Origin of the sequence: Pseudomonas sp. SGAir0191 (genome assembly GCF_002812565.2) — a bacterium.
GTDB lineage: Bacteria > Pseudomonadota > Gammaproteobacteria > Pseudomonadales > Pseudomonadaceae > Aquipseudomonas > Aquipseudomonas parafulva_B.
On record NZ_CP025035.2, the window covers coordinates 1,596,294 to 1,611,746 of the forward strand.

Here is a 15,453-nt window from a genome sequence, read left to right on the forward strand (position 1 = left end):
ACGCAATGTCCCGTACAGGTACCCCCATGTCCCCTCTCGCCAGCGCCTTGCAACACTGCGACATGCTTTTGATAGACGGCCTTCACGCGTTCGATTTCACCTGCGACGAGCAGGGCCTTGCCATCGAATGCATGGACGGCCGCCAACTGCGCCGTTGGGTATTCACCGCCGCGCAGGTCGAAGCAGCCAGTAAAGAAGTGAACGACTGGCGCATCTGCACTGCCGAAAGTGAGCACCGACTCATCTGTCTGGATGCATTTCGCCCCCCGGAAGAAGACCATGAACCGGACCTGGAAGACCCTGCTAACCGCTAGTTGCATGACCCTGACCTACACTGCCCAGGCTGCCACCTTGCTGGTTGGCACCTACACAGACGGTGCCAGCCAAGGCATCTACCGCTACGCCTTCGACAGCGAAGCAGGCACAATCCGCCCCGAGCCGCTGCAGGTGGTAGAGAGCGTCAGCCCCTCGTGGCTGGTGCTTGCCGAAGACAAGCGCCTGCTGTTTGCCGTCAATGAAACCGCAGACGGTCACGTCAGCGCATTCAACATTGCCTGTGATGGGAATGTACGCCTGATCGATCAACTGCCTAGCCAGGGCGACGAGCCAACCCACGCCAGCCTTAGCCAGGACCAGCGTTACCTGTTCGTGGCCAACTACGCGGTCGACCCCGACCCAGGCGGCAGCCTTTCGGTATTGCCGGTTGACAGGCAAGATCCCTTGCAGCCGGTGGTTCAGCAGGCGCGCCACCAGGCCAGCGGGGTCAACCCCGAGCGGCAGGCCAGCGCCCATGTCCATTCGGTGGTGCCGTCCCCGGACGGCCAGCATGTCTATGCCAGCGACCTGGGTGCTGACAAGGTGTTCGTCTACCGCTATGACGGGGCGAGCACGAACAAGCCACTGACCCCGTCGCAGCCTGCCTCGGTTTCGTTGCCTGCGGGCAGTGGACCACGCCACTTGTTGTTCGACGCCAGCGGCAAGCATGCCTACTTGACCTTGGAGATGCATGCCGAGGTGGTGATGTTCGATGTCCGGGAGGGCAACCTGATCGAACGCCAGCGCCTGCCACTGACCGAGCGCCAGGAGGCGGCTGCCAAGGCAGGCGCGGGCTTGCACCTGTCGGCAGACGGTCGCTTTCTGTACGTCAGCAACCGCGGCACGGCCAACGAGATCGTCGTGTTCAGCGTAGGCAAGCAGGATGGACGGTTGGCATTGGTGCAACGTCGGTCGGTCGAAGGTGACCACCCCCGTGAATTCGCGCTGGACCCCAGTGACAGGTTCCTGCTGGTCGCCAATCAGAAGAGCAACCAGATCAAAGTCATGCGCCGCGACCCGCTCACGGGCAAGCTGGGGGAAACGGTACAGACCTTCGATCAGCCGGCGCCGTCGGATCTGAAGTTCATGCGCTGACCTTCGCGTGCGATGACAGCTGTTGTCACCTGGCCATAATGGCTCTGAATAAGTCCGAGCCCAACCAGCCCTGCAGCCAGCCACGCACCCTCGGGTAAGGAGCCGTGGCGAACCAGTCGGGCTGGACTGCGGCGAACTGCCGGATCAGCGGCAACAGTGCAGCATCGGCGATACTTGGGTGCTCGGCCAGCAGGTAGGGCCGGTCCTGGAGCAGGTGCTCCAGACGTTCCAACCAGTGTTGCGCAGCTTCGCGGTAGTCGTGCCGTGAGTGCTGTGGATAGCGCTCGGCATACTTGTACAGGTTCACCTGGGCCTTGAAGGTGGTGTCGTTGACGGCAATCAGCGCTTCGGCTTGCTGCGCCGCTTCGGGCGAGCTCAACAGGCGCCAGTCTTGCGGGTCGTTCTGCGCCAGTGCCCAGCGCATGATATCCAGGCTTTCATCGAGCACCTGGTTCCCGGTGTCCAGCACCGGAACGGTGCCCTTGGGTGACAGCGCCAGCAGGGCGGCGGGCTTGTGCTTCATTGCCACCTCCTGCACGGTCACCTCACAGCCGGCATAGCGCAATGCGAGCCGGGCACGCATGGCCCAGGGGCAGCGGCGAAACGAATAAAGGATCAACCGCACACCTCGACGTCACTCAAGCCGTTGCCCAGGCGCCGGACCTGAATTTGCACCGGTATGCGCTCGTGCATTTCCTGCACGTGGGAAATCACTGCGACCTTGCGACCCTGGGCCTGCAAGCCGTCCAACGCGTCCATGGCCAGTTGCAAGGACTCGGGGTCGAGGCTGCCGAAACCTTCGTCGATAAACAGCGACTCGATGCGCAACGTGCTCGATGCCATCGAGGCGAGCCCCAAGGCCAAAGCCAGGGAAACCAGGAAGGTCTCACCCCCGGACAGCGAGTGCACCGAGCGCAGTTCATCGCCCATTTCGGTGTCCAGTACCAGCAACCCCAGCGCGCTGCCGCCGCGCTTGAGCCGATAGCGCCGCGCCAGTTGACGCAGCTGGGCATTGGCATGGTGCAACAGCAGATCGAGGTTGTAGCCTTGGGCGATCTTGCGGAACACATCACCCGAGGCCGAGCCGATCAGTCCGCTGAGCCGAGCCCAGCGCTGCCACTGCTGACGGGCCTGCTCGATCTGCTCGGCCAGGGCCTGCGAGGCGTGCTGACGTCGCTGGTCATCGGCCTGTTGGGCCCGCAGTTCGGCGCAGGTCTGCTCGTGAACGACCAGACGCTCGCGCAGTTCGAGCAGCGCCTGGTCCACATCCTGGACCGAGGTGTCGAGCGTCATCAGCGCCGCGTGCTGGCGCAGGCGCTGCTCGCGCTCCTGAAGCAGCACACGGCTCTGCTCGAGGGCTTTTTCCGCGCCCTGCAGGCGCTGGCGCAGTTCACTGGCCTGGGTGTCGTCCATGGCCAGCAGGCGATCAAGCCCTGCATCGTCCAGCTCCGGGTGCGCGGCGCGCCACTGGGCGATCTGATCCTGCAGCTGCTCGGCTTCTTGCTCCAGCGCCTGCAACTGCTCGGTGCTGGCCTTCAGTTCACCGGCCACCTGCACAGCCTGGGTGTGCAAGCCTTGCAGGCGCTGGGCGAGATCCGCTTCGACCGCGCGCGCTTGCTCCAGCGCCGCGTCCATGTGCTGTTGCCAGGCCTCGGCACTGACGTGCTCGCCCAGTAACTGCGCGAGCATGGCCTGGGCATGCTCGCGCTGCTCCTCCAGGGCTTTGAGCTGCTGGTCACGCTGGGCGAGGCTTTGCACACGCACCTGCTGTTGATCGTGCAGTTTGTCCAGCTGGACCTGGCGAGCTTGCTGTTCTTCCAGCTCATCCTTGCGCTGGTCGAGCTGTTGCAGGCGCTGGGCGATCTGTTGGTCAAGGGCAAGAAACGCGTTGGCCGGATCGTCTCGCAGCGCCTTGAGCGCTTCGTCGGGCATGACCCCAGCCAAGTCCGCGAGCCCTTGCTGCAGGAGGCGCTCGTCGTTTTCCAGGGCCAGGTGTTGTTGCTCCAGGTGCCGCTGCGCTTGTTGGTGCGCGTCTTGGGCGGCTTGCAGTTGCTGGTTGAGACGCGCGGCCTCTTTCTGCAGGCTGAGCAAGGCCCGCTGGCGCTTTTCGTCGTTGCCGATCTCTGTATCCAGGCGCCGTAATTGGCCGTCGAGCCAACCGCTACGGGCATGGTCGTCCTGGGGCGCCAGAGCAGGCCAGAGGGCATGTTCATGAAGCTGCGCAACCAAAGGCTGCAACTGCTCGTCCAGCGCCGGCAGTTGTTGCTGAAAGTCCTTGAGCTGAGCATTGACCACACCTAGCTGGGTGCGCAGCTCTACCAGGCGCGTGTTGAGCGCTGCCACCTGACGCTGGGCGGCCTCTTCTTCGGCCTGGTCATGTTCACCCAGGCTTTGCAGCAACACCTCGGGCTGATGGAACGGGTGTTCGGCGCTGCCGCACACAGGGCAGGGCTCGCCGTCGCGCAGTTGCTCGCGCAGAGCTTGAACCGTGGTGTTGCGGGCCAGCCGCTGGCGCTCCAGCAGTTGACGCGTCAGGTTCAGCGCCTGCTCGGCCTTTTCCAGTTCAGCCTTGGCGGCGGTGCCTTCGCCAATCAGGCGCTGGCGCTCGACCATGGCGTGTTGCTGGCGATCACGCAGGGTGGCCTGTTGCTGAATCAACTCGAGCACGCGGGCGTGTACACGCGTCAATTGCTCCACGGCGCGATGCTGCTTGCGGTTGTCCTGCAGCATGCTGCCGAGCAGGTCGATCTGTTCTGCCAGGGCGTCGGGCTGCGCCTTGGCTTCGCGGAACAGGGCGTCATGGGCGTCGCGCTCGGCCTGCAGGTGGGCAGTGGCCTGGCTGGCTTGAGCCTGCAGGCCGGGCAGTTCCTCGCGGCCTTTGCCCAGCCGGCCGCCGATCAGCATCACCTGCTTGAGCTGCGGCAGATAGGCATGCCACGCACCGGCCAGCCCGGCCAGGTGCTGGTTCTCGGCCAACGCCGTGTCGATCTGGGCCAGTTGCTGTTGACTGCGTTCTTGGCTGGCTTGCAGTTGCTGCAACTGCTGTTGGCCCTCAGCCACTTCATGTTCGGCCTGCTGGCTGTCGCTGCGCTGGACGGCCAGTTGCTGATCGAGGCGGGCCAGATTGTCCTGGGCCGTATAGGCTTGGCGCAGCAGCGGGCCGGCGTCGCTATGGGCGGCCTGGGCGGCGGTCAATGCAAGATGTGCTGTTTCCAACGCCTGCTGCTGCTCGGCTATCCGCTGTTGCAGCTCGGCGTGATGCCGGGTGTGTTCGGCAAGCCTGGCGATGATCGGCGCGCGCTGCGCCGCCAGTGCCTGCTGGCGGTGAAACTGATGGCGCTGCGGGGCAAGACGCTCCAGGCGCGCCAGGTCCAGGCGCGGCTCGGCCAAGGCTTGCCAGTCCTGCTCGGCAGCCTCCAGGGCAGTGCGAGCCTGCGCCTGCTGGGCTTGCAACTGGTCATGTTCGATCAACCCACTGCGCTGCTGCTCCAGCTGTCGCTCGCCAGCCTGGGCGGTTTTGAGCTCGCGTTGCGCCTGTTCTAGGCGTTGGTCCAGTTCGGCGCGGGCATCCGCGGCCATGGGCAGCAGGTGGGTGGCTCGCTCTTTCAAGGCGGCATGCGCCTCGCCCGCCTCGCGGGCTCGGGCAAAGGCCCGTTGGCCCAGGCGCGAATAGATCGCGGTATTGGTCAGTTTTTCCAGCAGTTCGCTGCGCTCGCGGTCGTCGGCCTTGAGGAACGCCCCGAACTCGCTTTGCGCCAGCATCACGGCGCGGGTGAACTGTTCGAAGTTAAGGCCCAGGCGCGTCTCGATCAGCTGCTTGTATTCGTTCTTGCCGCTGCCCAGCACCTGCTCGCTGTCCAGGTCGTAGAAGCTCTGGCGGCTGAGCTGGAGCTTGCCGTTGGCCTTGTCGCGAGCACGGTTCGCCTCCCAGCGCGCCCGGTAGCGGCGCCCGTCGACGCCGACGAAATCCACCTCGGCAAAGCCACTGCCGGTACCGCGACGCAACAGGTTGCGCGGGTCCGAAGTGGGGATCTCGCCATCGCCGTCCGGCACCTTGGCCTCACGGCCGATGTCATTCAGACGTGGCACCGTACCGAACAGCGCCAGGCACAGCGCGTCGAGCAGGGTGCTTTTACCTGCCCCGGTGGGGCCGGTGATGGCGAACAGACCCGCGCCTGCCAGGGGTTCCTGGGTGAAGTCGATATCGATCGGGCCCGCCAGCGATGCCAGGTTCTTCAGGCGAATGGCAAGAATCTTCATGGTTGCTCTTCTTCGTGCTGTACGTCCTGCAGCAGCAGGGCGAAATCGGCCAGCGTCTGCTCATCGGCAGGGTCGCCATAGGCTTGCGCCCAGGCACGGCTGAACAGGTCTTGCGGGGTCATCTGGGCCAGTTCGACGAACGCCGGGCCTTCGTCGTCGGCCGTTCGACCGGCGTACTCGGCACCAATGCGAATCAACCGCACGGCTTTGTCGTGCAGCGCGGTTTCGATCTGCTGGCGCAGGTCGGGCTGCGGCTCGTTCAGCACGACGCGCACCTCCAGCCAAGGCTGGCGGTTGGGGTCATCGAGCAGGTCCACCACGGGCAGGTCGGCCAGTTGCGTCAAGACCTCGTTCAGTGGGGCCGGCCCTATGCGTTGCAGCGGCACCGCACGCGGAACTGGGCGAGCCTCGACAGTGGCCAGCGCCGCGCCGTCGAAAGTGACTTCCAGCACCTGGTGGGGGTAGTTGACCTCCGCGAACGACAACGGAATGGGCGACCCGCTGTAGCGGATACGGTCTTCGCGGTTGACCTTCTGGGGCTTGTGCAGGTGGCCCAGGGCGACGTAGCTGATGGCCTTGTCGAAGAGCTTGGCCGGCAATGCCTCGGCGTTGCCGATGATCAGGCTGCGCTCGGAGTCTTCGGAGACCGCACCGCCGGCCATGTGCGCATGGCTGATGGCGATCAGCGCTTGGTCCTTGCGCTGCCTGGCCTGGGCGGCGGCGATCAGTTGCTGGTGGACCCGCGTGATGCCTTGCAGGTAGTCGTCGCCCAGTTGCAGGCCGGTCACCTCCGCCGGCCGCAGGAACGGCAAGGCCAGGCACCAGGCGGTCACTTTGCCGCGCGCGTTGGTCAGCGGAATCAGCAGCCGCTCGACATCCAGTTGCCCATCGTCCAGCCAGTGCACGCGGCCCAGTGCGTGGGTGCGCAGGCGGCGCATCAACGGCGCAGGCAGCTCGATGCGCGAGCCGGAGTCGTGGTTACCGGCGATCATCACGATATCCAGTTTCGGCTGCTGTTCGTGGGCCCTGACGATGAAATCGTACAATCGCTCCTGGGCTTTGACCGGCGGGTTGACGGTGTCGAAGACGTCGCCTGCGATCAACAGCGCATCAGGCTGGCGCAGGTGCAGTTGGCCGAGCAGCCAGTCGAGGAAGCAGGCGTGTTCGAAGTCGCGTTCCTGGCCATGGAGACTTTGGCCCAGGTGCCAATCGGAAGTGTGAAACAGACGCATGGATGACCTGTGGGTATGAAGGTGCACGGGCGGGCAAGGGCGTTATGGTACCCCATGGACGCGGCGCTGTGCGGGCTGGTAAAGCCGGTCACTACGCGGCGCTACGCCGGTCGACGACGTGCGGCGCTACCGGCTCACTTGGGGTACAGCGGTGGCAGGCTGCCGCTCTCGCCAGTGGGCAGCAGCACCTGTTCGGCCGGTGGAATGGTGCCGATCGCCCGCCACAGGTCTTCGCCTTGCCAGTGCTGGCCGCTTTCGCTGTACAGCGCACCGTTCAATCCATCCAGGGCGTCGGACAAGGGCACGAAGCGCGCTGCCATTTCGGCCAGGGTCTGCGGTTGTTGCCGCGCCCAGGCATCCAGGGCCTGGCGCGTGGCCTGGGGGTCGTTGGCCAGGCAGGCACGCTTGAGGTCGTCCAGCAGGGTCCGAGGGCTGGGCCCTGTCTGTGCCGCACGCAGCACCGCTGGCTGCGAACGGGCGCGCCACCACAGGGTGAAGCCCAGTAGCGTGGTCAACGCAAGCACAAGGGTCGCCACCTGCCAAGGCCACAGCAGCGCGCTGCTGCCATTGCCCACCACCGGAGTCTCGGCCACCAGGGCGGGGTTGTCCTGCACGGTGATCGAGCGTGCAGGCAGGCCACTGTGCTCGAGGTGATCTTCGCGTGTGTTCCACCAGGTCACTTCCAGCGCAGGTAAGGCCAGCGGGCCGCTGTGGGTAGGGATGAGCGCCTCGCGTTCCTCGCGGGTGGCTGTCATGCCCCGTTCGCTGATCTCGTTGCGCAACAACGGCTGGTCGGGGTAGCGGCGCAGGCCGTTGGCCTCAGTGGGCGGCACTGGCGGCAACTGAGCACTGGACAGCCCTTCGGCGCGCAGGGTGACGGTGCGGGTCAACGAGTCGCCGATCTGGGTCTGCTGGGCGGCAGGATCGGGGCTCCAGCGTTCCTCCAGGGTCAGGCTGCGCGCGGGCAGCCAGGGCAGTCCGGCTGGCCACTGGGCCGGGACGGGCCGTACCGTCAGGCGCAGCGGCAGTGAGCTGACCTGTATCTGGCGGCCGGCACGTGCAGCGCCGTTGCCGTTCTGCTCGGCCTGGCTGCTGGCCGCAGCCGTGGCGGTGAAGGTCAGTGAAGGAATGTCCAGGGTGCCGCTTTGCTGGGCATAGACCGCATAGCGCGTCTCGATCACGCCATGGCGCACACCCTGGATTTCCTTTTCGTAGGTGCGCGATTCGCCCAAGGGCTCGACCTTGGCGTTGTCCAGTTGCAGCGGGCTAAGGCTGCTGTCGTCATACAGCGCCACCGAATGGTAGATGCGCAGGGTCAGTACAGCCTGGGCTTGCACGTAGACATCGGTGCTGTCCAGGGTTGCCTCGATGAACACCTGGGCGTTGTCCTCGCGGTTGGCATCGGCCTGCAGCACTTGCAGGTCCACCGGCTGGCTGAACGATTGCCCCAGTTGCAGGGCAGGAATCTGCAGGCTGCCGCTGCGCCGGGGCAGGAGCGTGATGATCCAGCGGGTGCTGGCGCGGGTTTCGCCATCGAGGGTGTGCAAGCTGTTCAGCTGCCGGGTGCTGCGCACCTCGAAGTCGCCTTCCAGGGCCCGCAGGTCAGGCTTGCCGAACTCGGTCACATCCTGGCTTTCGAGGGTCAGCTCCAGGCTCTCGCCAGCTTCCAGGCGGGTACGGTCGACACTGGCCTTGAGCGACGGCTCGGCATGAGCCAGCAGGTTCCAGAGCAGCATGAGGAGAAAGACGCCGCAGCGACTCATCGTGGGGTTTCCTGTTGCAATTGCTGTTCGTACCAGAATTTGCGCCGGAGCAACTGCGCGGGATTGTCGGGGATTTCTCGTAGCCATTGTTCAAGCGCCTGGCGTTGCTCGGCATCCAGCGCGGTGGTGACAGGCGTGTGGGGTGGTTCGACCACATCGTCATCCTCGCCTGGCGGGTTGCCAGGTGCACCCTGGTCACTGCCGTCGCCTTGCGCCGAGGCGCCGTCCCCCGCCTGCTCGTCGGAACCGGGCGCAGGCTCTGCCGGGCTGCCTTGTGCGCTGCTGTTCCCCTCGGTTTCACGGCCTGGCGAACCCTGGGCTTCGGTGCTGCCGGGCTGTTCGGCAGCTTTGCCCTGGCGCTGGGCCAGCATTTGCTCGACCAGGGCCTGATTGTCCAGCGCCGCCTGCAAGTCCGGCTGACGCTCCAGGGCTTGATCATACGCGTCCAGCGCGGCTTCCAGTTCACCACTGTACGCCAGGGCATTGCCACGATTGTAGTGGGCGGCGGCGGTGTCCACCTGCAGAAAGGCCTCGGCGGCGCCGGCATAGTCACCCGCCTGGTACAGGGCCATGCCCCGCCATTGGGGGTCACGGAAGCGGCCGGCGGCTTCGGCCGCTCGACCCTGTTCAAGCAGGCGCTGGCCTTGCTGGTCGGGGCGCAGCCACAGATCCTCGAGTTCGAACGCCTGGCCGGGCTGGGGCAGGGCGAGCAACAGGGGCAGGCAGAATAGCCAACCCCGCCGACCGGCGCAGGCTGCCAGCAACAGCAATGGAATCAGCAGCCAGTACCCCTGGTCGGCCCAGCTGTCCAGTTGCAAGGTCTGGCCCTCGCTGCGTGTGCTGCGCGGGTTGTCGAACAGCCCGAGGCCGCGCAGGTCCAGGTCATCGATGCGGGCATGCCGGTAGCGCCCGCCGGTGCCGTTGATGAAGCCTCTAAGGGCTGCACTGTCCAGCCTTGGCAACAGGATCGCGCCCTGGTCGTCCTTGAGAAATTCGCCGTTGGCCTGGCGCACTGGCGCCCCGTCGCGGCTGCCGATGCCCAGCATCAGCAGGCTCGGACCGTGGCGACCCAGTGCCTGGCTGATGCCTTGGCGCTCGGCGACGCTGAGCGAGGACCCGACCAGCAGCAATCGCCCCTGGCCAAGGCCGCTCTGGGCGAGCAGCGCCAAGCCCTTGTGCACGGCAAGGTCTGCCCGTTGGCCGGGCTTGGGCATGATCGAGGGGTCGAGCGCTTCGAGCAGGTTGCGGGTGGTGGCCAGGTCATCGGACAGCGGCACCAGGGTATGCGCCGACCCCGCGTAGACCACCAGTGCGGTCTGGCTGTCACGACGGTGCTCAAGTACGTCGAGGACCTTGCGGCGCGCCTGCTCAAGACGATTGGGCGGGCTGTCCTCGGCCAGCATCTGCGGGGTCAGTTCCAGCAGAATGACCAGAGGGTCGGCAGGCCGCTGGTGGTTTTCCTCCACGCGTTGCCAACTCGGGCCCAGCAGGGCCAGCACCACCAGCAGCCAGGCCAGGCCCAGGGCTATCCAGGGTAGCTTGCTGGTGGTGCCGCTGCCGCCACCGAGCAGCACGTTGTGGAAGGCCGGGGGCAGGATCATTTGCCAACGCCCGGCGCGCCTGCGCCGGTGCCATAGCTTGAACAGCAACCAGCCGAGCACGGGCACGCTCAACAACCACAGCGGGCGCAGCCATTGGGGCCACAGATCAATCATCGCGGCCTCCTCAGGCGCAGGCGTTTGAGGCGCTGCCGCCATTGTGGGTGCGGTTGCAGAAAGCGCGGCTTGCGCAGCTGGCGCTGCAGCGGGTTGTCCGGCCACTGTACGCTGATCACCAGCAGCACGCTCAGCAGCAGCGCCAGGGCCAGCGGCCAGGCATACAGGGCCTCGGTGGTACGCGCCTGGGTCGGCTGTTGCGCCACAGGTTCCAGCCGGTCCAGCGTGTCGCCGATGGCGTCGAGTTCGGCGCCATCATGGGCGCGGAAATACGCGCCCTGGGTGGTCTCGGCGATTTCGCGCAAGGACGCTTCATCCAGGTCCAGGCTGGGGTTCAGGCCCAGCAGGCCAGGGGTGCCGGTGGCTTGCGGGTCGGCGCCAATGCCGATGGTGTAGATGCGCACGCCCTCCTGAGCGGCCAGACGCGCGGCGGTGAGGGGGTGGATCAGCCCGCCATTGTTGGCCCCGTCGGTGATCAGCACCAGTACCCGGCTCTGCGAGGGCCGCTGGCGCAGCCGCTTGACGGCCAGGCCGATGGCGTCGCCGATGGCGGTGTTCTTGCCGGCGATGCCGATCTGGGCTTCATCGAGAAAGGTGCGCACCGTGCGCCGGTCGAAGGTCAGCGGGGCCTGCAGGTAGGCCTGGCTGCCGAACAGGATCAGCCCCACTCGGTCACCTTCACGGTCCTGCAAAAAGTCGCCCAGCAGGGCCTTCACCAGGTCGAGCCGGCTGATGTCCTCGCCTTGCCACTGCATGTCCGGGAAGTCCATCGAGCCAGACACGTCCACCGCCACCAGTAGATCGCGTCCACTGGCTGCCACCGGCATCGGCTCGCCCAGCCATTGGGGGCGAGCGGCGGCGCACAGCAACAGCAGCCAGATCACGACGAACGGCGCCTGCTGGCGCCAGGTTGGCAGGTTCAGACGGGCGCGGCGCCCCGCCAGGCTCTCGAGCTCGTGCAGGAAGCCGACTTTCAGCACGGGCTCGCCACTGTCGGCGGCAGGCAGGACGAGCCGTGCCAGCCAAGGCAGGGGCAGCAAGGCGAATATCCACGGCCAGGCCAGTTCAAACATGCTTGCGAATCCAGGTTTCCACCGCTTGGCTGAGCCCGGCGATGGCCTTGTCGTCCAGGCGGCATTCGGGCTTGTAGGCCCCTTCGACCAACACCATCCAGCGGGTCAGGCCTGCCGCCGGGCAGCGGTTGTCAAGAAACGCCAGCCACTGCCGGCCATTGAGCGTGTGGCTGTTGGCCAAGGGGTAGTGACTGCGACACAGCCGTTTGAGCAGGGCGTTGATCTGCTGCAGCCAGGCGCCGGCAGGCGCTTTGTCATAAGGGCGGGGCAGGCGCGCCAGTTCCTCGAGGGCGGCCACGCGCACCGGGTCCAGCGGCTGCTCGGTGCGGGGTACGGGCCGTTTGCGGGGGCGCCAGTGACGCACGCGCCACAGGCCCCAGGCCAGCACGGGCATCAATGCCAGCAACAGCCACCAGCCAGGCGCCGGCGGCCATGGGCTGATCGGCGGGGGCGCGATCAATGGCTGCAACTGGTCAAGCGGGTTCACGAGGCGCTGCCCAGGCGTTGTGCGCTCAGGTAATCGCGCAATTGCTCGATCATCTCGCTTTGCGTAGTCAGGGGCATCAGCAGCACCCTGAGCTTTTGCGCCATCAATTCCCAGCGCTCGATGCGCGCCTCGGCCTGTTGCCGGTAGGCCTGGCGCAGCCCTTCGTCCAGCGTGTCCAGTTCCAGCTGCGCACCCCGTTGCGCGAACCTCAGCAAGCCGGCTGCCGGCAGGGCGTGGTCCAGTGGGTCCGATACCGGCATCAGCAACAGGTCGCAGTGACGGGAGAGCATGGCCAGGTGCTGTTCGCACTGGGGCGTCAACGAGCGCTCATCGCAAATCACGATGGCCAGGCTGCCAGGCCTCAATACTTCCCGCGCCCTGCGCAGCGCAAGGCCGAGGCTATCGGCCTGGGCCACGCCTTCGGTGTGCAGCGACTGGTTGACCTTGGCCAGGCGATTGAGCAGTTGCAGCAGGCTTTGCTTGCTGCGCCTGGGTTTGATCTCGTGGGGATCGTTGTCACCGAACACCAGCCCCCCGATCCGGTCGTTGTGCCCCAGCGCGGCCCAGCCGAACAGGGCAGCTGCCTGAGCCGCCAGTACCGACTTGAACACCAGCCCGGAGCCGAAGAACAGCCGCTGGCTCTGCTCCACGAGAATGAAGATCGGCCGCTCGCGTTCTTCGTGGAACAGCTTGGTGTGCGGCTCTTGGGTACGGGCAGTGACCCGCCAGTCGATATTGCGCACATCGTCACCGGCCTGGTACACCCGCACCTGATCGAAGTCCACACCCCGGCCCCGCAGCTTGGAATGGTGCAGGCCCACCAGCGGGCTGCGTTGGCCGGGGTTGGAGAACAGTTGGATTTCGCGCACGCGGTGGCGCATGTCGATCAGTTCGGCAAGGGTGATGCGAATGCCGGGTTCGATCAGCGGGGCGCTGGACATGGGGTCAGGCAACGGCCACGACGTCGAGGATACGCTGCACGACCCGGTCCTGGTCGACCCCCGCCGCCTCGGCTTCGAACGACAGGATGATGCGGTGGCGCAACACGTCGAACAGTACTGCCTGAATGTCCTCGGGGCTGACGAAATCGCGCCCGGCAAGCCACGCGTGGGCCCGTGCGCAGCGGTCCAGGGAAATCGAACCGCGCGGGCTGGCGCCGTAGGCAATCCAGTCGGCCAGTTCGTTGTCGAATTTGGCCGGCGTACGCGTGGCCATGACCAGTTGCACCAGGTACTCCTCCACCGCGTCCGCCATGTACAGACCGAGGATTTCCTTGCGTGCTGCGAAGATCGCCTGCTGGCTGACCCGCCGTTCGGGCTTGGTCTCACCCCCCAGCGCCTCGCCACGGGCCTGGGCCAGGATGCGGCGCTCCACGGCGGCGTCGGGGAAGCCGATCTTGACATGCATCAGGAAACGGTCGAGCTGCGCTTCGGGCAGGGGATAGGTGCCTTCCTGCTCGATCGGGTTCTGCGTGGCCATGACCAGGAACAGCGGCGACAGGTCGTAGGTACTGCGCCCCACACTGACCTGACGCTCGGCCATGGCTTCGAGCAGCGCCGATTGCACCTTCGCCGGCGCCCGGTTGATTTCGTCCGCCAGCACCAGGTTGTGAAAGATCGGCCCCTGCTGGAACACGAAGCTCCCCGTCTCGGGCCGATAGATCTCGGTGCCGGTGATGTCGGCGGGCAGCAGGTCAGGGGTGAACTGGATACGGTGAAATTGCGCCTCGATGCCCTCGGCCAGTTCCTTGATGGCCTTGGTTTTGGCCAGGCCCGGTGCACCTTCCACCAGCATGTGGCCATCGGCCAACAGCACGATCAGCAGCCGCTCGACCAGCTTTTCCTGGCCAAGGATCTGGGAAGAGAGAAAGGTGCGCAGCGCGATCAGCGCCTCACGGTGTTCCATCGGCGACGGTTCCTGATAGAGGACCAGGCGGCTGATGGCAGCGGCCCGGCAAGGGTTGATACTTTAATCCATCCGAGGGGGTGGCGACCAATGGCGGCTTGGAAATTTATCCATCCTCGGCTGCCTGGCACCCGGAAATGTCCTGCCCGATGATCGCCATTGCCTGATGGTTCGGCATCGTGCCGTGGCGCTTGCTTGTGCTTTTCAGCCAGGCAGGTAGCACTACAATGCAGACGCACATCACCGGCAGCCAAAGGGCAGACGCTATCGAAATACGTCTGGGCCTATTCTTCGACGGCACGGGCAACAATCAGCACAACACCACGGTATCGCACGGCAAGGGTGCAAGTTATGACAATGCCTTGAGCAACGTCGCACTGCTGCATGACCTCTATGCGCAGCAACCGGAAGACGATGGGCAGCGCGTCGTGCTCAAGCACTATGTCCAGGGGATTGGCACCCAGGCTGGGGAAGCCGATGAAATCTATGCTTCGGCCACCGGTCGCGGGCGTACGGGCATCGAGGCGCGTGTGGAGCAAGCGCTGGCCGATATCGCCGCGCTGTTGCGCGACTGGCAGCAAGGCCATCGGCAAACGCGCATCGAGCGGATAAGTGTGGACCTGTTCGGTTTCAGCCGCGGTGCAGCGGCGGCCAGGCATATGGCCAATGTGTTGCGCAACGAGCCCGCGCGTTTGTTTCCACACTGCCCGATCGTCATCCATTTCATCGGCTTGTTCGACACGGTGGCAGCCATCGTTGCACCCCTGCAAGGGGATTTCGACCCCGCCGATACCCGTCAGGGTGGGCTGCAGCTTGGGTTGCCCGAAGGCATTGCCAGCCATGTCGTGCAACTGGTGGCCGGGGATGAGCAGCGCCACAACTTTCCCCTGATAGGCAGTGGGCACGACATCGTGCTGCCGGGTGTGCATTCGAATATCGGTGGTGGCTATCAAGATGTGGTCGACGAAGACGTGCTGTTGTGCAAGCCCCAGTCCCAGCGGGTAGCGGCTGAGGTACCTGCACAACAGACCGGCGTCTACGCAGCCGTCGCCGCATTGAGGGTCACCGCGTTCAAGGACCTTGGCCAACCGCCTGCGCATGTGGTCAGTTGGGAACACCCGGTGCCTGGTGGGGAGCCCCGTGAACCGCAGAAACAGGTCTATGCCGCCATTGGTCGAAGGCGACAGGTAGCCGGGCAGCTGTCACGGGTCTACTTGAGCATCATGCGCGAGTACGCAGCGCGCGCGGGCGTGCCCTTTGCACCGCTGGGCTGCCACAGGCAGCACGCTGTACCGGAGGAGCTGCGTGGCATCAGCGACAAGTTGCATGCCTATGCGTTGGGGGCCTGCCCATCGCTGGAACTGACCGAGCCGGAGCAAACCCTGTTGCGCGAGCGCTACATCCATACCTCGGCGCACTGGAACGCCGTCAAGGGCATGCGCAGCAGTTCGCTGGACGTGCTGTTCATTGACCGGCCGGGCGTAGCGGGGCGGGTGGTGCATCCTAATCCTGTCTAGGGTGTTCGGGTGCAGAGTGGGGCTGCCTTGCACCAAATCCGGAGGCTATCGGATTTCCCGGGGGGGCAGCCTAGCCGCGATGGGCCGCAAA

The 15,453-nt window shown here is 65.6% G+C and carries 12 protein-coding genes; 3 read left to right on the plus strand and 9 right to left on the minus strand.

What is annotated here, in order from left to right:
* The first annotated feature begins 26 nt into the window (after nucleotides 1-26).
* A complete protein-coding gene (locus tag CWR53_RS07280) occupies nucleotides 27-314 on the plus strand; it encodes a DUF5629 family protein (protein WP_100851141.1) in 288 nt (95 codons plus the stop codon).
* Nucleotides 280-1,410 carry a lactonase family protein gene (locus CWR53_RS07285; RefSeq protein WP_100851142.1) on the plus strand — a complete coding sequence of 377 codons (1,131 nt, stop codon included), beginning with the start codon at nucleotides 280-282 and terminating at the stop codon, nucleotides 1,408-1,410. The genes CWR53_RS07280 and CWR53_RS07285 overlap by 35 nt, the downstream gene beginning before the upstream one ends.
* A gap of 25 nt (nucleotides 1,411-1,435) precedes the next feature.
* On the opposite strand, the gene CWR53_RS07290 is transcribed toward CWR53_RS07285, so the two are convergent.
* The 9 genes from CWR53_RS07290 to CWR53_RS07330 form a co-directional block, all read right to left on the minus strand.
* A complete protein-coding gene (locus tag CWR53_RS07290; protein ID WP_100852593.1) occupies nucleotides 1,436-2,029 on the minus strand; it encodes a glutathione S-transferase in 594 nt (197 codons plus the stop codon).
* Entirely contained in the window at nucleotides 2,026-5,670 is a 3,645-nt protein-coding gene (locus CWR53_RS07295) for an AAA family ATPase (RefSeq protein ID WP_100851143.1), read from the minus strand. Before CWR53_RS07295 ends, CWR53_RS07290 begins: the two co-directional genes overlap by 4 nt.
* Nucleotides 5,667-6,902, minus strand: coding sequence for an exonuclease SbcCD subunit D C-terminal domain-containing protein (locus tag CWR53_RS07300; RefSeq protein WP_058605513.1), 1,236 nt, complete (start codon nucleotides 6,900-6,902; stop codon nucleotides 5,667-5,669). The genes CWR53_RS07295 and CWR53_RS07300 overlap by 4 nt, the downstream gene beginning before the upstream one ends.
* Before the next feature lie 134 nt (nucleotides 6,903-7,036).
* On the minus strand, nucleotides 7,037-8,665 hold the full coding sequence (locus CWR53_RS07305) for a BatD family protein (protein ID WP_100851144.1): 1,629 nt from the start codon (nucleotides 8,663-8,665) through the stop codon (nucleotides 7,037-7,039).
* Nucleotides 8,662-10,380 carry a tetratricopeptide repeat protein gene (locus CWR53_RS07310; protein WP_100851145.1) on the minus strand — a complete coding sequence of 573 codons (1,719 nt, stop codon included), beginning with the start codon at nucleotides 10,378-10,380 and terminating at the stop codon, nucleotides 8,662-8,664. Before CWR53_RS07310 ends, CWR53_RS07305 begins: the two co-directional genes overlap by 4 nt.
* Nucleotides 10,377-11,453 carry a VWA domain-containing protein gene (locus tag CWR53_RS07315; protein WP_100851146.1) on the minus strand — a complete coding sequence of 359 codons (1,077 nt, stop codon included), beginning with the start codon at nucleotides 11,451-11,453 and terminating at the stop codon, nucleotides 10,377-10,379. Before CWR53_RS07315 ends, CWR53_RS07310 begins: the two co-directional genes overlap by 4 nt.
* A complete protein-coding gene (locus CWR53_RS07320; protein WP_058605509.1) occupies nucleotides 11,446-11,940 on the minus strand; it encodes a DUF4381 domain-containing protein in 495 nt (164 codons plus the stop codon). Before CWR53_RS07320 ends, CWR53_RS07315 begins: the two co-directional genes overlap by 8 nt.
* Nucleotides 11,937-12,881 (minus strand): DUF58 domain-containing protein, encoded by a 945-nt coding sequence (locus CWR53_RS07325; protein WP_100852594.1) that lies wholly within the window; start codon nucleotides 12,879-12,881, stop codon nucleotides 11,937-11,939. The genes CWR53_RS07320 and CWR53_RS07325 overlap by 4 nt, the downstream gene beginning before the upstream one ends.
* Before the next feature lie 4 nt (nucleotides 12,882-12,885).
* Nucleotides 12,886-13,845, minus strand: coding sequence for a MoxR family ATPase (locus tag CWR53_RS07330; RefSeq protein WP_023533720.1), 960 nt, complete (start codon nucleotides 13,843-13,845; stop codon nucleotides 12,886-12,888).
* Nucleotides 13,846-14,072: 227 nt separating this feature from the next.
* Here CWR53_RS07330 and CWR53_RS07335 point away from each other — a divergent pair, with 227 nt between their 5' ends.
* On the plus strand, nucleotides 14,073-15,362 hold the full coding sequence (locus tag CWR53_RS07335; RefSeq protein ID WP_100851147.1) for a DUF2235 domain-containing protein: 1,290 nt from the start codon (nucleotides 14,073-14,075) through the stop codon (nucleotides 15,360-15,362).
* Nucleotides 15,363-15,453 lie beyond the last annotated feature (91 nt).